Source organism: Streptomyces sp. NPDC107575, assembly GCF_055657265.1.
On sequence record NZ_JBVKBG010000010.1, the window covers coordinates 68,916 to 83,895 of the forward strand.

Here is a 14,980-nt window from a genome sequence, read left to right on the forward strand (position 1 = left end):
GCTGAATCGGGGGCGAAGCCGACGTCATGCGCCGGCTGCGACGGGGGCGAAGCCGACGTCATGCGCGGGCTGCACCGGGGGCCGCCTTGCCCACCCTGCCGCCCAAGGCGGCAGATTGCCCAAGGCGGACGGCGGCCACCCGATCTACCCCCGGCGGCGGGTGGGCATTTCAAGCCCCGCACTTGGACGAGAGCCAGCGGGGTCCGGGGCGGAGCCCCGTGGCGTAGGTGGGGCGACCAGTGGCAGGAACCTCTCCCGGTGATGCACCCGATGCGCCTCCGCCGTCGCCGCATCGGGCACCAGCGGACGCGACGGCGCGACGGGCGGGCGGTCGAGGCCGATCGCCGCGCCCGCCAGCAGCGCCGCGCCGAGCCCCGCCGCCTCCGGTTCCGCGCACACCCGGGTGGGCCACGGGCCGATCGCCGCCTTGAGCGCGGTCCAGGCGCCGAGCCGGGTCGAGCCGCCGAGCAGCGTCACCGAGCCGGGGTGCGCGCCCCCGCACAGCTGCGCCTGTGTATCCGTCATCCAGCGCGCCTGATGCGCCGTGCCCTCCAAGATCGCGCGAGCGACATGCGCGGGCCCGTGCTCGATCCGCAGGTCGTGCACCGCGAACCGGGCCCGCGGATCGGGCCGTGGTGCGCTGCGGCCGTGCGCGTACGGGGTGACGGTCGGGCCGCAGGGTGTCGCGGGCAGCGTGGCGACGAGCCGGGCGAACTCCTCGTAACGGGCCGGGCCTTGCGCGCCGTCGAGGAACCGGTCGCAGAACCATTCCACCAACAGCCCGGAACTGGCCGCTCCCGCGAGCACGATGAAGTGGACGCCGTCGGCGTGCCGGCCCCACGACATGCCCTCGGCGGCGGCGCGCGCCCGGTCCGGCGGGTCGGCCGTGACGGTCAGGACGGCCTCCGCCGTGCCCATGGAGTCGGCGACCTGTCCGGGCCCGCGCACTCCGGCGGCCCACGCGCCGACGAGGTGGTCGTGCCCGGCGACGACGACCGGGGTTCCGGCACGCAGTCCCGCCTCGCCCGCGGCCTCGGCCGTGACGTGTCCCACCGGCTCTCCGGCCCCGCGCACCCGCGGCATGTGGTCGACGTCCAGGCCGGCCTCCGCCAGCAGTTCGGGGATCCACCGGCGCTCGACCGGATCCCACGCCATGGTGCGCTGCGCGAACGTGGCGTCCGTGCCGACGGCCCCCGTCAGCGCGTGCGCGACGAGATCCGCCGCGCCCGCCCACGTCCGCATGCGCGCGGGCAACCCCGCGTCCTCCTCCACGAGCGCACACCACTTGGCGAGCGGCACCTTCGGGCTGGGCAACACGCCCGTACGAGCGTGGAGTTCATGCGCACCGTAGGTGTCCGCCAGTCGTTGCGCGTGCGGTGCGGGTGCCGGGTCCGACCAGGCGCGCACGGGGCCGATGGCGCGGCCGCCCGCGTCGAGCGGTACGCCTGCCTCCGCCATCCCGGTGACGCCGATGGCCTCCGGGGCGCGGCCGGACTCCCGTACGCACTGCGCGAGGGCGCCGAGCGCGGCGGCGACGAGCGCGTCGGCCGGGTGCGTGTGGGGCGAACTCCCATAGGGAGTAGGCGATGTGCCTCGTCCGACGACCCGCCCGTCCGCCTCGCACAGCACGGCCTTCACATGGGTCGTGCCGATGTCGAGCCCCGCGAGGAGCGCGCGCCCGCTCATCGCCCGGCCCCGTCCGGCGGCGGCAGGACACCCGAGCGGGCCACCTCCGCGTACCAGCGTCCGCTGTCCTTGACGGTGCGGCGCTGGGTCTCGCGGTCGACGTGGATGAGGCCGAAGCGCGGCCAATAGCCCATCGCCCACTCGAAGTTGTCGAGCAGCGACCAGTGGTAGTACCCCTCCACGGGTGCGCCCGCGGCGATCGCCCGGTGCACGGCGGCGAGGTGGGCGTGCAGGAAGGCGGTCCGGCGGCTGTCGCGCACGCGGCCGTCGTCGCCCGGCCCGTCCCCGTAGATGGCACCGTTCTCGGTGATGAGGAGCGGCACGCCCGGGTAGTCGTGGTGCAGGCGTACGAGCAGGGACTCGAGGTCGTCCGGGACGATCTCCCAGTCGAGGTCGGTGCGCTCGACGTCGGGGCGGCCCTTCTCGACCTTCCAGGGCCACGGCCCGTCGCCGCGCCGGGCGCTCACGATGCGACGCGTGTAGTAGTTGACGCCGATGAAGTCACTGCCCGCCGCGATGGTGTCGAGGTCGCCCGCGCGAATGAAGTCCAGTTCTCCCACCGCCTGTTCCCAGTGGGCGCGCATGTCGGCCGGGTAGCCGCGGCCGTGCACGGGGTCGAGGAACCAGCGGTTGACGTAGCCGTCGGAGGCCTCGGCGGCGGCCCGGTCGGCGGGGTTCGCCGGGTCGTCGGGGGTGTGCGGGAAGAGCGAGTACGCGAGGCCGGCGCGGGCGTCGTCGCGCCCTGTGGCCCGCAGTTCGCGCACCGCGAGGCCGTGGGCGAGGAGCAGGTGGTGCATGACGGTGACGGAGGCCTTGAGGTCCTTCTCGCCCGGTGCGTGCAGGCCGAGTTGGTGGCCGAGCAGTCCGACGATCCAGGGTTCGTTGACGGTGACCCAGTCGCGGACGCGGTCGCCGAACGCGTCGAAGCAGACGGCCGCGTAGTCGGCGAACCGCTCCGCGGTGTCCCGGTTCCGCCAGCCGCCGCGCTCCTGAAGGGCCTGTGGCAGATCCCAGTGGTAGAGGGTGACGAGCGGTTCGATGCCGCGTTCCAACAGCCCGTCGATGAACCGGTCGTAGTGGTCGAGGCCGCGCTGCTCGACCCGTCCCGCGCCTTCGGGCAGGATGCGCGGCCAGGCGAGCGAGAACCGGTGGGCGTTGGTGCCGAGTTCGGCCATCAGCGCGACGTCGTCGGCGCGGCGGCGGTACTGGTCGACGGAGACGTCACCGGTGTCGCCGCCGTCGATCGCGCCCGGCACACGGCAGAACCGGTCCCAGATCGACTCGCCGCGCCCGTCGGCGTCGACGGCTCCTTCGACCTGGTACGAGGAGGTGGAGGTGCCCCACCGGAAGCCCGCGGGGAAGTGCAAGCCAGGCGTCGTCACAAGGCCTCCTGGAATTCGGGGAGTTCACGGGCGCGCTCGCAGGCGTACAGCAGCACGCCGGCCGACCAGGCGTGGGACAGGGTGAGCAGCATGCCCTTCGCCTGAAAGCACTCGGTCTGGTAGAAGCGCTCGCTGACCATGCCGCGGTAGGCGTTGAAGTCGCCGTCGGCGCGGGCCACGAACTGGCGGAAGCAGTCGAGGTTCTCGCGCGTGGAGCGCAGGTAGTAGGAGTCGTCGAGGTGCCGGGCCAGGCGCACGAACTCGGGCAGGCAGATCAGCCCGAAGGCGTGCAGGTGCTGGTTGGAGGGCGAGGCCTGGTCGGCGCCGCGGGTGCGGAAGCCGTAGCGGGCGAGGAAGGTGTGCTCGTCGAAGCGGACGTCGTACGTATAACGGAAGGTGAGGGTCCAGTCGGCGGCGCGCCGGGCCAGATCGAGCCACCGCCCCTCCGGGTCCCCCGCCTCATGGAGCAGCGTGTACGCGATGATCGCGTTGTAGCCGTCCTCGGAGGTCGGAGCGAGGGAGACGTCCTCGGGGGCGCCGCACAGGAACTCGGAGCGCACGTCGTCGGCGAACGCGGCGCCCGCCAGCCGGGCCGCCTCCAGGTAGGCGGGCTCCTCGAAGAGCTCCGCGGCCTCCACGAGCGCGCCGACGAAGGCGAGCCCCGCCGCCCCTTCGTGGTCGAGCGCCTTGCCGGTGTGCACGTCGTGTGCGGCGGCGAGTCGTCCGGTGGCCGGGTCCTGCCCGGCGAGCGCGGCGGCCAGGTTGCCGCGCACGGCCGCCTCCCAGGACGGGTGGTCGTGGCCCCGCGCCCGCTCGGCGACCAGGGCCCGCAGCGTGAACAGCGTCGCGTCGCCGAGGGTGCGCGCGTGCAGCCGGTCGGCGTCGCCCGTCCACCCGGCGGACCAGCCGCGCGAGCGGGACCACTGGCCCCAGAAGGTGCCTCCGGGCGTGAGGTGGTCGCAGATGTGGTCGACGACGGCGACGGCCGCAGCGGCCCGCTCCGCGTCGCCCACCCTGCGGGCGTGCAGCAGCAGGGCGTGGGCGTAGGGCACGCCGCTGATCCAGGAGACGTGCATGGCCTGCCGGTCGCCGCTGCCGCCGAGCGCTTCGCGGTCGAAGGCGGCGGTCTCCAGGAGTACGGGCGGATCGCTGCGGTAGTGCCAGCGGTGCAGCCCCTCGGCGGACAGCGCGGCGGCCTCGTCGATGCCGACCCAGGCGGCGGGCTCCCTCTCGGGTGCGGCTTGGTGCAGGTCGCGCAGTACGCGCGCGTAGGCGTGCGGGTCGGCGTCGAGGAGGTGCACGGTGAAGCGCAGGGTGTGTTCCTCGCCGGGCCGCCAGGTGTGCAGGGGTGTGTCGGCGGGTCTGGGGGTGCCGGAGCCGTAGTACGTGACGGGTTCCTCGCGGTACGGGGCGTGCAGCCGCAGCGCCGGCCGGTCGCCGTCGAGCAGGGCGAAGCCGACGCCCTGCTCCCCCAGCGGGCCGGTCTCGGCCAGGGCGAGGGCGGCGCCGCCGCGCCGGTCGCGGGCGAAGACGGCGGGGGTGGCGCAGCGGTCCGCGCGGAAGGACCAGGCGGACGCGGTGAGGCCCGTGGGGTCCTCGGCGCTCGTGGCGTAGCGCGGGTAGGGGCGCGCGCAGTCGGGGCGGCGGTTCTCGCCGTAGAAGGCGCCCGGGATCAGCCACCCGGGGTCGTCGGTGCCACCGAGCCGCAGCTCGACGCGGAGCCCGGCGTCGACGGGTTCGGCCCCTTCGTGGCGGACGGTGAGGTCCGCGTCCCGGGAGGGGCCCTCGCCGGTGAGCCGGAGGGTGGCGTGGAAGCCGTGGGCGCGCCCGGTGACGGTCGACGGTTCGTCGCCGGCCGTGACCGGCACCGGAAGGCAGTCGCCGTCGGCGGTCAACAGGGCGACGACGTAGGGCAGTTCAAGGAGGCCGTCGGCCTCGCCGCGGAGCACCCGCGTCACGGCGTCCTGCGGCTCAGTCAAGGACTCTGGCATCGACATTCCAGCCTTCCAGCAGTACGGCGCGGCCCTCTTCTGGGGCGTCGCGCCAGGTGACGGGCACCTCGGCGGACTCCCCGGGCAGCAGATCGAGCATGTTGTCGCCGAACACGGCCCACCCGGGGGTGTCGATGGGCCGGGCGTCGGTGAGGTGGAGGCCGAGGGCGGCGGGGCCCTCGACGTGGGTGAGGCGCAGGGCGCGGCGGTCCGCCGTCGTCCAGTCGAGACGGACGTGGGCGGCAGGCAGGTCGAGGTAGCCGGAGAGGTCGGGTCCGACGCCGTGGACGTACCGGTTCCCCGCCATGAACACACTTCCGTCCGTGAGCAGTTGGAGGTCGAGCAGGAACAGCGGGCCCGGCAGCTCGTCCGTCGCCAGCTCCACGACCCCTCCTCGACTCTCCCGCACCACGCTCCCGTCGAGTGCCACGATGCGCGCGACGGTCACACCGTCCCGCCACCCGTCCACCCGCGCCTCGAACCGCTCGTGCCCCGCCCACGCCTGCGTGGCGAACGACGCGCACACGTGGTCGGGCCGGTACGCGCGGCGCACCCCGTGGTAGGCGGGCTTGGGATCACCGCGGTGGTCGACGGCGGCGGTGCACCAGGCGTTCGGGAACGGCTCGTTGAACTGCCAGGGGATGGCCCCGGAGGAGCGGGGCGCCCGCCGCAGGTTCGCCTCCACCGCGTACCGCAGTCCGTCGTACTGGAGCTGCTGGCTGGCCCGGCGCATCAGGTCGACGCTGTCGAGCCGGCCGCCGAAGGTCCGCTGGACCAGCGGGGTGTTGTTCCACCAGGCGCCGAGGTGTTCCATGACGGGGTTGGTGCGGTCCGTGGGCCAGTGGGCCTCCGCGGGCACCACGGCGTCCCAGGTCCGCCGGTTGGCCATGCCCTCGACGCCGAACTCGGAGTGCAGCAGGCTGGTTCCTGCGTCGTACAACTGCTGGTGGGCGCCGAGACCTTGGTGTTCCCAGGGGCCGTGCACATCGTGCTGGCCGTCGGGCGCCCGCTCGATGTTCTCCCGCGTGTTGAGGAAGTCGCGCCCCGACGGCGATCCGGGCAACCAGCCGCGGTCGGGGTCGAGTTCGGACACCACGCGGGCCAGCCGTTCCACGACCGGGGAGGTCTTCTCGTCGAGCGGGGTGGCGCTCGCCGTGTCGTGGAGTTCGTTGCCGGGCCCCCACAGGGCGAGCGCCGGATGGTGGCGCAGGGCGGGGACGATCGCCCGAGCCTCGCGCTCCATCAGGTCGAGATAGGTGTCGCCGGTGGCCGGGACGGAGTCGATTCCGGAACTGGAGAGGCTGAACTCCTGCCACACCAACACACCCAGCTCGTCGCAGAGTTGATAGAACTCCTCGGTCTCGACGAGTCCGCCGCCCCACACGCGCAGCAGTGTCACGTGCGCGTCGGCGGCGAGCCGCAGCAGATGCGCGAGCCGGCCTCGGCGCGGCACCCCGTAGAGCGCGTCCTGCGGCACCCAGTTCCAGCCCTTGGCGTGGATGCGGCGGCCGTTGACCTCGATCGTGTAGGGGAGGGCGTCGTCCGGCGCGCCGGGGTTCGGTACCAGTCGGACGGTGCGGAAGCCGACCGTGCGCACCACGGGTTCGCCGTCCGATGCCCGTACGGTCACGGTGTAGAGCGGCTGCGCGCCATGGCCGTTGGGCCACCACAGCTGGGGGTGCGCCACCGTCGTTTCCGCCGTCACCGTCCCGTTCCCCGCGTCGAACGGGACGTCCCGCTGGGCGACGAGCGTGCCGTCGGGGCCGTGCACCGTCACACCGAGCACCCCGGCCTCGGCCGCCTCGACCGCGGCGTCGACCCGCACACGCCCCGAACCGTCCGCGTCGACCACCGCCTCCCGCAGCCGCACGGCGCCCGCGATCTCCAGGCGCACCGGCTTCCAGATGCCCTGGTGGACGAGGCGCGGACAGAAGTCCCAGCCGTAGTTCATGCGTGTCTTGTGGGTGCGCACCCGGTCCGTCCGGCCCACCTGGGGTTCGCCGGGCGGGGCCGGGTGGACGACGACGGCCAGGAGGTGCGGCCCACCGTCCGCGTACGCGCTGACGTCCACCTCGAAGGGCACGAACATGCCCTCGTGGTGGGCCAGTTCGTGTCCGTCGACGAGGACGGTCGCCTCGTGGTCGACGCCCTCGAAGCGCAGCAGCGCGCGCTCGCCGTCCGCCAGGCACGGCAGGTCCACGACGCGCCGGTACAGCCAGGCACGCTGCGGCACCCACTCGGTGAGCAGGCTGTCGGTGCCCACGTACGGGTCGGGGATCTGTCCGCCCGCGCGCAGGTCGTCGAGGACGGAGCCGGGGACCCGCGCGGGGAACCAGCCGGGTTCCCCGTCCGGGCGGCCGGGGCCGCACAGCCAGCGCCAGGTGTCCCCCAGGCAGGCCCGCAGCTCCCAGCCGTCGTCGAGCGTGTGCACGTGGGTCAGGCCTCCGGCGAGCTGTTCGAGGGCGCGGGCACGGGGAGCTCCAGCAGGTCCGTCTCGGTGACGGGCGCGGCAGGGTCGGCCGGCACGCGGAACGTCTTGATCTCGTGCGGCCCGAACTCGGCCTCGATCACCCGCTGTTCGCCGAGCATCGGCAGCGCGATGCGCGCCGACGCGGTCGCGCCCCGTGACTCGTATGCGCGCACGATCACATCGCCGGACGTGTCCTCGTCGCCCTTGACGACGGTGACGAGGACGCTGCCCGCGCCGTCGTCGGCGTGCGCCTGGAGCTGGGCGAGCGGCCCCTCGTGGAAGGTCTCCAGGAGCGCGAACGAGGGCTGGTTCAGCTCGGCGGCGCGCCGCGCGGGGTCGGCCGCGCGCCAGTCCTCACCGTGCGGGAGCAATACGTACCTGAACTCCTGCCGGCCCTGGTCGAGGTACTCGTAGACGCCGTCCTCCTCGAGGATCTTCGGCTCGTGCCAGGCGTAGACGGGGCTGCGCAGCGCCGTCATGCCGATCTCGGCGCCGGTGACGTCGTGGCCGTGCTTGGAGTCGTTGACGACGGTGAGGCCGGCCCGCTCGCCGCCGGGCAGGGTGCCGGTGACGTCGACCCAGGCCTGGGTGGGCTCCTCGGTGCCGTCGGGGGTGCGCTCGATGAAGCCGTACGGGATCTCGTGCGTGGCGGTGACGTCGGTGAGCGCGGTCGGGAAGCGCAGCTTGAGCGTCTTGAGCTGCTCGTGCCAGTCGACGGCGGTGCGCACCTCGACGGAGCGGGCGCCCGCGGAGAGCACCAGTTCCTCCGCCATGCGGGAGCTGCCGTACACCGACTCGATGCGCAGCACCGCGCGCACCGGGCCGGACTCGACGAGGCGGACGCGACGCCCGGTGAAGGACCCGATGGCCTGGTCGTAGGCGCGCACGCGGTGGCCCCACGTGTCGCTCTTGTCGTCGATGACGACGGCGTGCGGGCCCGGCTTCCCGGGGATCAGCTCGGCACCGGTCGACTTGTCGACGAAGGAGCTGAGCCAGCCGCTCGCCGGGTCGACCTCCAGGCGCAGGTGCTCGTTCTCCAGGGTGGTGTCCGTGGCGGTCACGGGGCCCTCCCCCGGAACCGCCCCCGGCACCAGGTGGTACACCCGATGCCCCAACGCCGGGACCGTGGCGCGGAACGCGAGCCGGCCGCGGCTGCCCATCATGCTGGCCTCGGAGCGGGTCAGCTGCACCGGCACCGCCCGGCCGTCCTGGTCGGTCAGGCGCACGGTGGCGGCCTGCGCGAACTCGACCTCGACGTCCTGCTCCAGCTCCCAGGGGTGCGGGTTGAAGACGACGACGGGCACGGTGCCGTCGGCGAGAGGGATGTCGATGCGGCGGGCGACGGCCTGGGTGGCGCGGTTGAAGACGTCGGCGGCGATGGAGCGGGCGCGGCCGTAGTCGTCGCGGGCGTCGTCGTACGCCGAGCGGATCGACGTCCCCGCGAGGATGTCGTGGAACTGGTTGAACAGGACCAGCTTCCAGGCCTCGGTCAGCTTCTCGACGGGGTACGTCTCCCCCGCCACGGCCGCCGCGACCGAGGCCCACTTCTCGGCGCGCTGGAGGTCGTTCTCGGCGCGGCGGTTCCACGCCTTGACGCCGGAGTGGGCGGAGTAGCAGCCGGGACCGTGGTGCTGCAGTTCGCCCGCGTGCACGGGCACGTCCTCGCGGTCGCGGACGCGCTCGAAGAACCGCTCCGGGTGCGAGAGTTCGAGCTTCGGCAGGCCGCCGATCGCGTCGAGGCGCGCGATGGAGTCGAGGTTGGCCTTGGTGGGGCCGCCGCCGTGGTTGCCGACGCCGTAGAACACCATCAGCTCGGGCTCGTCCGGCGGCATCATCGCGAGGGACTTGTCGATGTGGTTGCCGATGTCCTTGCCGGGCGTGCAGTACTCGTGGGGCAGCCGGTACGCCATCACGCGGGAGCCGTCGGGTGCCTCCCAGTGGAAGAACTGGCCGGGCAGCACCTGCTCGTGCGGTCCCGGCCGCAGGAAGATGTAGCCGTCCGTCCCGGACTTGCGCAGGATCTGCGGGATCGTCGCGTTGTGCCCGAACGGGTCGAGGTTGCAGCCGATGGTCGCGGCCTCGCCGAACTTCTCGATCAGGTACCGCTGCCCGTACAGCGCCTGGCGGACGAAGGACTCGCCGGACGGGATGTTGCAGTCGGGCTCGATCCACCAGCCGCCCACGATCTGCCAGCGGCCCTCGGCGACCCGCTTGCGGATCGTGGCGAACAGTTCGGGGTCGTGCTGCTCGATCCACTCCAGGTACATGACGGAGTCGCAGGTGAACACGAAGTCGGGGTACTCCTCCATGCGGTCGACGGCGGACTGGAAGGTGGCCCGGATCTCCTGCAGCCCCTCCGGCCAGCGCCACAGCCACACCGGGTCGATGTGGGCGTTGCCGACGAGGTGCAGGGTGCGGTCGCGGGAGTTGGGCTTCGCGGTGGTCATACGGCGGCCTCCGGGCGGCGGTCGTGCGGGTGGTGATCGTGCGGCTGGTGGGCGGCGGCGTCCGGGCCCGCGGCCCAGGCGTCGACGTGCTCGCTGAGCAGGTGCAGGAGCGTCAGGTGCATCTCCTGGATCCGGGCGGTGGTGTGCGCGGGGGCGACGAGGACGTGCTCCGCGTGGGCGGCGGCGGGCCTGCCATCGTTGTCACCGCCCGCGAAGAGGACGGTGCGCGCGCCGCGCTTGCCCGCCTCCTCCAGGCCCCGGATCACGTTCGCGGACCGCCCGGACGTGGTGAAGCCGACCACCATGTCGTCGCCGGTGACGAGGGCCTCGACCTGGCGGGCGAAGACCTCCTCGTACGCGTAGTCGTTGCCGATGCACGAGACGACGGACGGGTCGGTGACGAGCGAGACCGCAGGCAGCGCCCGGCGCTCGCGCAGGTAGCGGCCGATGAACTCGCCCGCGAGGTGCTGTGCGTCGGCGGCGCTGCCGCCGTTGCCGAAGGTGTAGAGGCGGCCGCCGCGGCGGAACACCTCGATCAGCGCGTCGCCGACGGTGCGCAGGGTCGGCAGCAGTTCCTCCAGGCGCTGCGCGGCGGCGACGTGTTCGGCGATCTGGGTCGTCGGACTGAGGCGGGCGGTGGGCGGGGCGGACATGGTGCTCCAGGGGCGGGGTGCGGTGGCGGTCGGTTCAGCTGAGGGTGGGCATCGGGGCGCCCGCCCCGTCGTGCTCCGTGAGGCGTTCGAAGGCGATGGCGGCGGCGCCGAGCACACCGGCCCGGTCGCCGCCGGTCGCGGTGACGATGCGGGCGGCGTGCCCGGCGGGGCCCATGGCGAGGCGTGCCACCATCTCCCGTACGGGGGCCAGGAGTTGTTCGCCGGAGCGGGTGACGCCGCCGCCGAGGACGACGAGCTCCGGCTCGTAGAGGTTGACGATGGAGGCGAGGCCCTGGGCGAGGAGTTCGCAGGTCTCCTGCCACAGTTCGGCGGCGAGTTCGTCGCCCTCGCGGGCGGCGCGCGCGACGTCGGCGGCGGTGACCGTGTCGGCCGGGAGGGCCGCGAGCACGGACTCCCGGTCGAGCGTGAGCGCGTCGCGGGCGCGCTCGGCGATCGAGGTGCCGGACGCGTACGCCTCCAGGCAGCCGGCCCGGCCGCAGCTCTTGCAGGTCCTGCCCTCGGAGCGGACGGTGATGTGTCCCGGCTCCCCGCCGTTGCCCGCCGCGCCCCGGTAGGTGCGGCCGTCGACGACGAAGCCGCCGCCGACTCCGGTGGACACGGTGAGGTAGACGAGGTGGCGGGTGCCGCGTCCCGCGCCGAACCGCCACTCCCCCGCGGCTCCGGCCGTCCCGTCGTTGTCGAGGACGCACGTCAACCCGTAGGCGTCACGGGCCAGTTGGGCGATCGGGATGTCGAGCCAGCCGGGCAGGTGCGGCGGCGCGACGAGCACGCCCGACGCGGAGTCGAGCGGGCCGCCGCAGCCGATGCCGCAGCCGAGCAGGGCGCGCGGCGCCTCGTCCGGGTCGATGCCCGCGGCCGTAAGGGCGGCGCGCCCGAGCGTGAACAGGCGGTCGAGACAGGCCTCGGGGCCCTCCTCGACGCGGGTGGGCACGGTCAGGAACGACAGCGTCTCCCCGTCCTCGCGCACGACGCCGGCCGCGAGCTTGGTGCCACCGATGTCGAGCGCGAGCACGCTTGAGTTGGTCATGTGTCTGTTCAGCCCTTGCTTCCTGTGGTGGCGATGCCCTGCGTGAAGTGCCGCTGGCAGACGAAGAAGGCGATGATCATCGGCACGGTCACCACGACGCTGGCCGCGCAGACGATCTCCCAGCGCATCTCGCCGCCGTCGCCGAACTGGTCCAGGACGGCCTTGAGGCCGCGCGGCACCGTGTACAGCTGGGGGTCGCGCAGATAGATGAGGGGTCGGACGAGATCCGTCCAGGAGGCCTGGACCTCGAAGATGAAGGTGACGATGAGCGCGGGGCGGCACAGCGGCGCCGCGATCCGCCAGAACAGCGTCCAATAGCCCGCGCCGTCCACCCGGGCCGCCTCGAACAGCTCGCGCGGCAGGCCGAGGAAGAACTGGCGGAGCAGGAAGATGTAGAAGGCGCTGCCGAACAAGTTGGGCGCCCACAGTGGGACTTGGGAGCTGGCGAGGTGCAGCCAGTTCCACACCATGTACTGCGGCACCATCGTGACGGCGGCCGGCAGCATCATCGTCCCGATGACGAGCGCGAACAGGGCGTCGCGGCCGGGGAAGCGGAAGTACGCGAACCCGAAGGCGACGACGGCGCTGCTGACCGTGACGGTGACGGCGGCCGCCAGGGTCACCAGGACGCTGTTGCCGATCCAGGTGAACAGCGGCAGCGCCTTCCACAGCTCCTGGTAGTTCGACCACTGCACGACGTGCGGGATCAGCGAGTTGTCGAAGACGTCGGTGGACGGCTTGAGCGAGGCGCTGATCAGCCACACGAACGGGTAGAGGAAGACGACGGAGGCGAGCAGCACGCCGACGACGCGCAGCGCCCGCTTGGTGAGCCCTTCCTTGGTGTCGGGTCGCATCGTGAGCTGGGTCATCGCTGGTCACCCTCGTAGTAGACGAACCGCTTGCTGACCTTGGCCTGGATGACCGTGATGACGAGGATCACCAGGAACAGCAGCCACGCGAGCGCGGAGGCGTAGCCCATGTGCATGTACTGGAAGGCCTGTTGGAAGAGGTAGACGACGTAGAACAGGGCCGCGTCGCTGCTGTACGACTGCGTGGTGGCGGTGCCGAAGAACGCGGTGTACGCCTCCGTGAACGTCTGCAGCGAGGCGATCGTGTTGACGATCAGCGTGAAGAACAGCGTGCCGGAGATCTGCGGCAGCGTCACGTGCCGGAACGACGTCCAGCGGCTCGCGCCGTCCAACTCGGCTGCTTCGTAAAGGTCCTTGGGGACATTGCGCAGCGCCGCGAAGTAGATGACGACGGTGGAGCCGACCGACCACAGGCTGGTGAGCACGAGGCCCGGCTTCACCCAGAAGCTGTCGGTGGTCCAGGACGGTCCTTCGATGCCGAAGAACCCGAGGACGTGGTTGATGAGGCCGACGTTGCCGTTGAACAGGAGGAGGAAGAGGATGCCGACGGCGACCGGCGGTGTCATCACCGGCAGATAGAACACGGTGCGGAAGAACCCTGCGGTGCGGCCGACCTTCAGCAGCAGCATGGCGAGCACCAGCGCGAACGCCATGACGAGCGGCACCCGGAGGACGGCGAAGATCAGCGTGTTCATCAGCGACTTCGCGACCTGCGGGTCCTCGAAGAGCTGCTGGTAGTTGGCGGTCCCGACGTTGTGCGTCGAGCCGATCGCGTCGTAGTCGGTGAAGGACAGGACGAGGCTCGCGAGCATCGGGCCCGCGGTGAAGACGACGAAGCCGATGATCCACGGGGAGATGAAGCCGTACGCGGCCCAGATCTCGCGGCGCCGCGCGCTCCCGGCGGCCTTCCGCTGTCCGGTGGCCGGATCCTGGGCACCGGCCGCCCGGCCGGACCTCGCTCGCTTCGGGGGCTTCGGAGTGAGGACGGACTGCACGCTACTCACGTCCTTCGTTGGCGAGGTCGAGCGCGCTCTGCGCCTTGCGCTGCGCCTGGTCGAGGGCCTGCTGAGGGGTCTGCTCGCCGGAGAGGACCCGGTTCACCGCGGACTGCCAGGCCTCCTTGAACTCGCTGCCCGCCGCGTTGGACGGGACCGCGAAGCCCTTGCGGGAGAGGTCGAAGACGATCCGGGTCGCCTTGTCGAAGGCCTTGTTGCCGGTGGGCTTCCAGACCTCGCGCTCGATGATGCGGTCCGCGGCGAGGTTGCCGGTGACGTCGCCGGTGTAGGGCGAGCCGCTCGCGCGCGTCTCCTTGGCCTTGGCCCGCGCGGCATGCACCCACGTCTTCGTGGACGTCATCGTCTTGATGAACTCGCAGGCTGCTTCGGGGTGCTTGGCGTTCTTGGGGATCGCCCAGCCGAGGCCCGAGGCCCAGTTGAGCGGCTTGCCGTCGCGGCCGCGGAACACGTCGGGCGCGAGGTCGATCTTGGGCGAGGCGCCGGCGAGGACGTTGACGTACCAGTCCTCCATCGGGAACGAGCCGAGCTGTTCGCGCACGAACTCGTTCTTCGCGCCGAACATGTCGAAGGAGTCCCGCAGCGCCTTCAGCTTCCCCCAGCCGCCCTGCGCGTCGACCAGCTTCACCGCGTACGTGAGGGCCTGCACGGCCTTCGGGTCGTTCAGCTCAGCGGTGCGGCCGTCGGCGCTGATCAGGTCGGCGCCGTTGGCCTTGGCCCACATCGGGAAGAACTCGGGGATCTTCGGATCGAAGCCGATCCGGGTGAGCTTGCCGCCGCTGCGCTTCTGCAGCGTCCGCGTCGCCTTCTCCAGCTTCGCCCAGTTGGCGGTGGAGAAGTCGGCGGCGCTGGTGCCGTTGTCCTTGAGCACCTTGTCGTTGGTGAGCAGCAGCCGGCTGTCGTACGAGTCCGGGAGCGCGTACACGGTGCCGTCGAGGGAGCCCTCGTCGATCGCCGTCTTCACGTAGCCGCCGGTGTCGATGTGCTCGCGCTTCAGGCAGTCGGTCAGCGGCATCAGCGCTCCGCGGGCCGCGTAGCCGCCGACGAGGGTGCGGTCCATGACGACCGCGTCGGGGGCGTCGCCCGCGGCGACGGCGGAGAGGAACTGCTGCGAGTCGAAGGCGCCTTCGTTGACCTGGATGTGCAGGCCGTCGGGGGCGAGGGCCTTGCGCGCCGCGTCCATGCGGTCGCTCGCGAGGGCGTCGGACTGCATGAACCCCATGGTGGTGAAGGTGGATTCGCCGCTGTCGGCCATGCTCACGCCGCCGCAGCCGGACAGCGCCGGCAGCAGGGCGAACGCCGCGGCGAGTCCCGCCGCCTTGCGGCGTATGCGCTGGGGTGGTGCCGCCATCATCTCTCCTTTGAGTGGCTGGCTACACGGGGGTGGGAAGGGGGATGCGGCTCAGATCCACCGAGGTCCC

At 72.4% G+C, this 14,980-nt stretch carries 10 protein-coding genes; all 10 read right to left on the bottom strand.

The genetic code is table 11. The features are described from left to right. Positions 1-144 precede the first annotated feature (144 nt). Genes ACZ7L4_RS37930 through ACZ7L4_RS37975 form a run of 10 tightly spaced genes read right to left on the bottom strand, consistent with a single transcriptional unit; the run spans position 145 to position 14,910 of the window. Positions 145-1,686: an FGGY-family carbohydrate kinase gene (locus tag ACZ7L4_RS37930; RefSeq protein ID WP_472109599.1), complete on the bottom strand. Its 1,542-nt coding sequence runs from the start codon at positions 1,684-1,686 to the stop codon at positions 145-147. Then, the gene (locus ACZ7L4_RS37935) at positions 1,683-3,068 is read right to left on the bottom strand and encodes a GH1 family beta-glucosidase (RefSeq protein WP_472109600.1); all 1,386 of its coding nucleotides are present in this window, start codon (positions 3,066-3,068) and stop codon (positions 1,683-1,685) included. The genes ACZ7L4_RS37930 and ACZ7L4_RS37935 overlap by 4 nt, the downstream gene beginning before the upstream one ends. Then, on the bottom strand, positions 3,065-5,047 hold the full coding sequence (locus ACZ7L4_RS37940; RefSeq protein ID WP_472109601.1) for a hypothetical protein: 1,983 nt from the start codon (positions 5,045-5,047) through the stop codon (positions 3,065-3,067). The genes ACZ7L4_RS37935 and ACZ7L4_RS37940 overlap by 4 nt, the downstream gene beginning before the upstream one ends. After that, positions 5,040-7,490 (bottom strand): glycoside hydrolase family 2 protein, encoded by a 2,451-nt coding sequence (locus ACZ7L4_RS37945; protein ID WP_472109602.1) that lies wholly within the window; start codon positions 7,488-7,490, stop codon positions 5,040-5,042. Before ACZ7L4_RS37945 ends, ACZ7L4_RS37940 begins: the two co-directional genes overlap by 8 nt. Positions 7,491-7,495: 5 nt before the next feature. Then, the gene (locus ACZ7L4_RS37950; protein WP_472109603.1) at positions 7,496-9,976 is read right to left on the bottom strand and encodes an alpha-mannosidase; all 2,481 of its coding nucleotides are present in this window, start codon (positions 9,974-9,976) and stop codon (positions 7,496-7,498) included. Further along, the gene (locus ACZ7L4_RS37955; protein ID WP_472109604.1) at positions 9,973-10,629 is read right to left on the bottom strand and encodes a D-sedoheptulose-7-phosphate isomerase; all 657 of its coding nucleotides are present in this window, start codon (positions 10,627-10,629) and stop codon (positions 9,973-9,975) included. The genes ACZ7L4_RS37950 and ACZ7L4_RS37955 overlap by 4 nt, the downstream gene beginning before the upstream one ends. Positions 10,630-10,663: 34 nt before the next feature. Then, positions 10,664-11,677 (bottom strand): ROK family protein, encoded by a 1,014-nt coding sequence (locus ACZ7L4_RS37960; protein WP_472109605.1) that lies wholly within the window; start codon positions 11,675-11,677, stop codon positions 10,664-10,666. Between the two features lie 8 nt (positions 11,678-11,685). Beyond that, positions 11,686-12,546, bottom strand: coding sequence for a carbohydrate ABC transporter permease (locus ACZ7L4_RS37965; RefSeq protein WP_472109606.1), 861 nt, complete (start codon positions 12,544-12,546; stop codon positions 11,686-11,688). Beyond that, the gene (locus ACZ7L4_RS37970; protein ID WP_472109607.1) at positions 12,543-13,541 is read right to left on the bottom strand and encodes a carbohydrate ABC transporter permease; all 999 of its coding nucleotides are present in this window, start codon (positions 13,539-13,541) and stop codon (positions 12,543-12,545) included. The genes ACZ7L4_RS37965 and ACZ7L4_RS37970 overlap by 4 nt, the downstream gene beginning before the upstream one ends. A gap of 1 nt (position 13,542) precedes the next feature. Further along, on the bottom strand, positions 13,543-14,910 hold the full coding sequence (locus tag ACZ7L4_RS37975) for an extracellular solute-binding protein (RefSeq protein ID WP_472109608.1): 1,368 nt from the start codon (positions 14,908-14,910) through the stop codon (positions 13,543-13,545). Between the last annotated feature and the right edge of the window lie 70 nt (positions 14,911-14,980).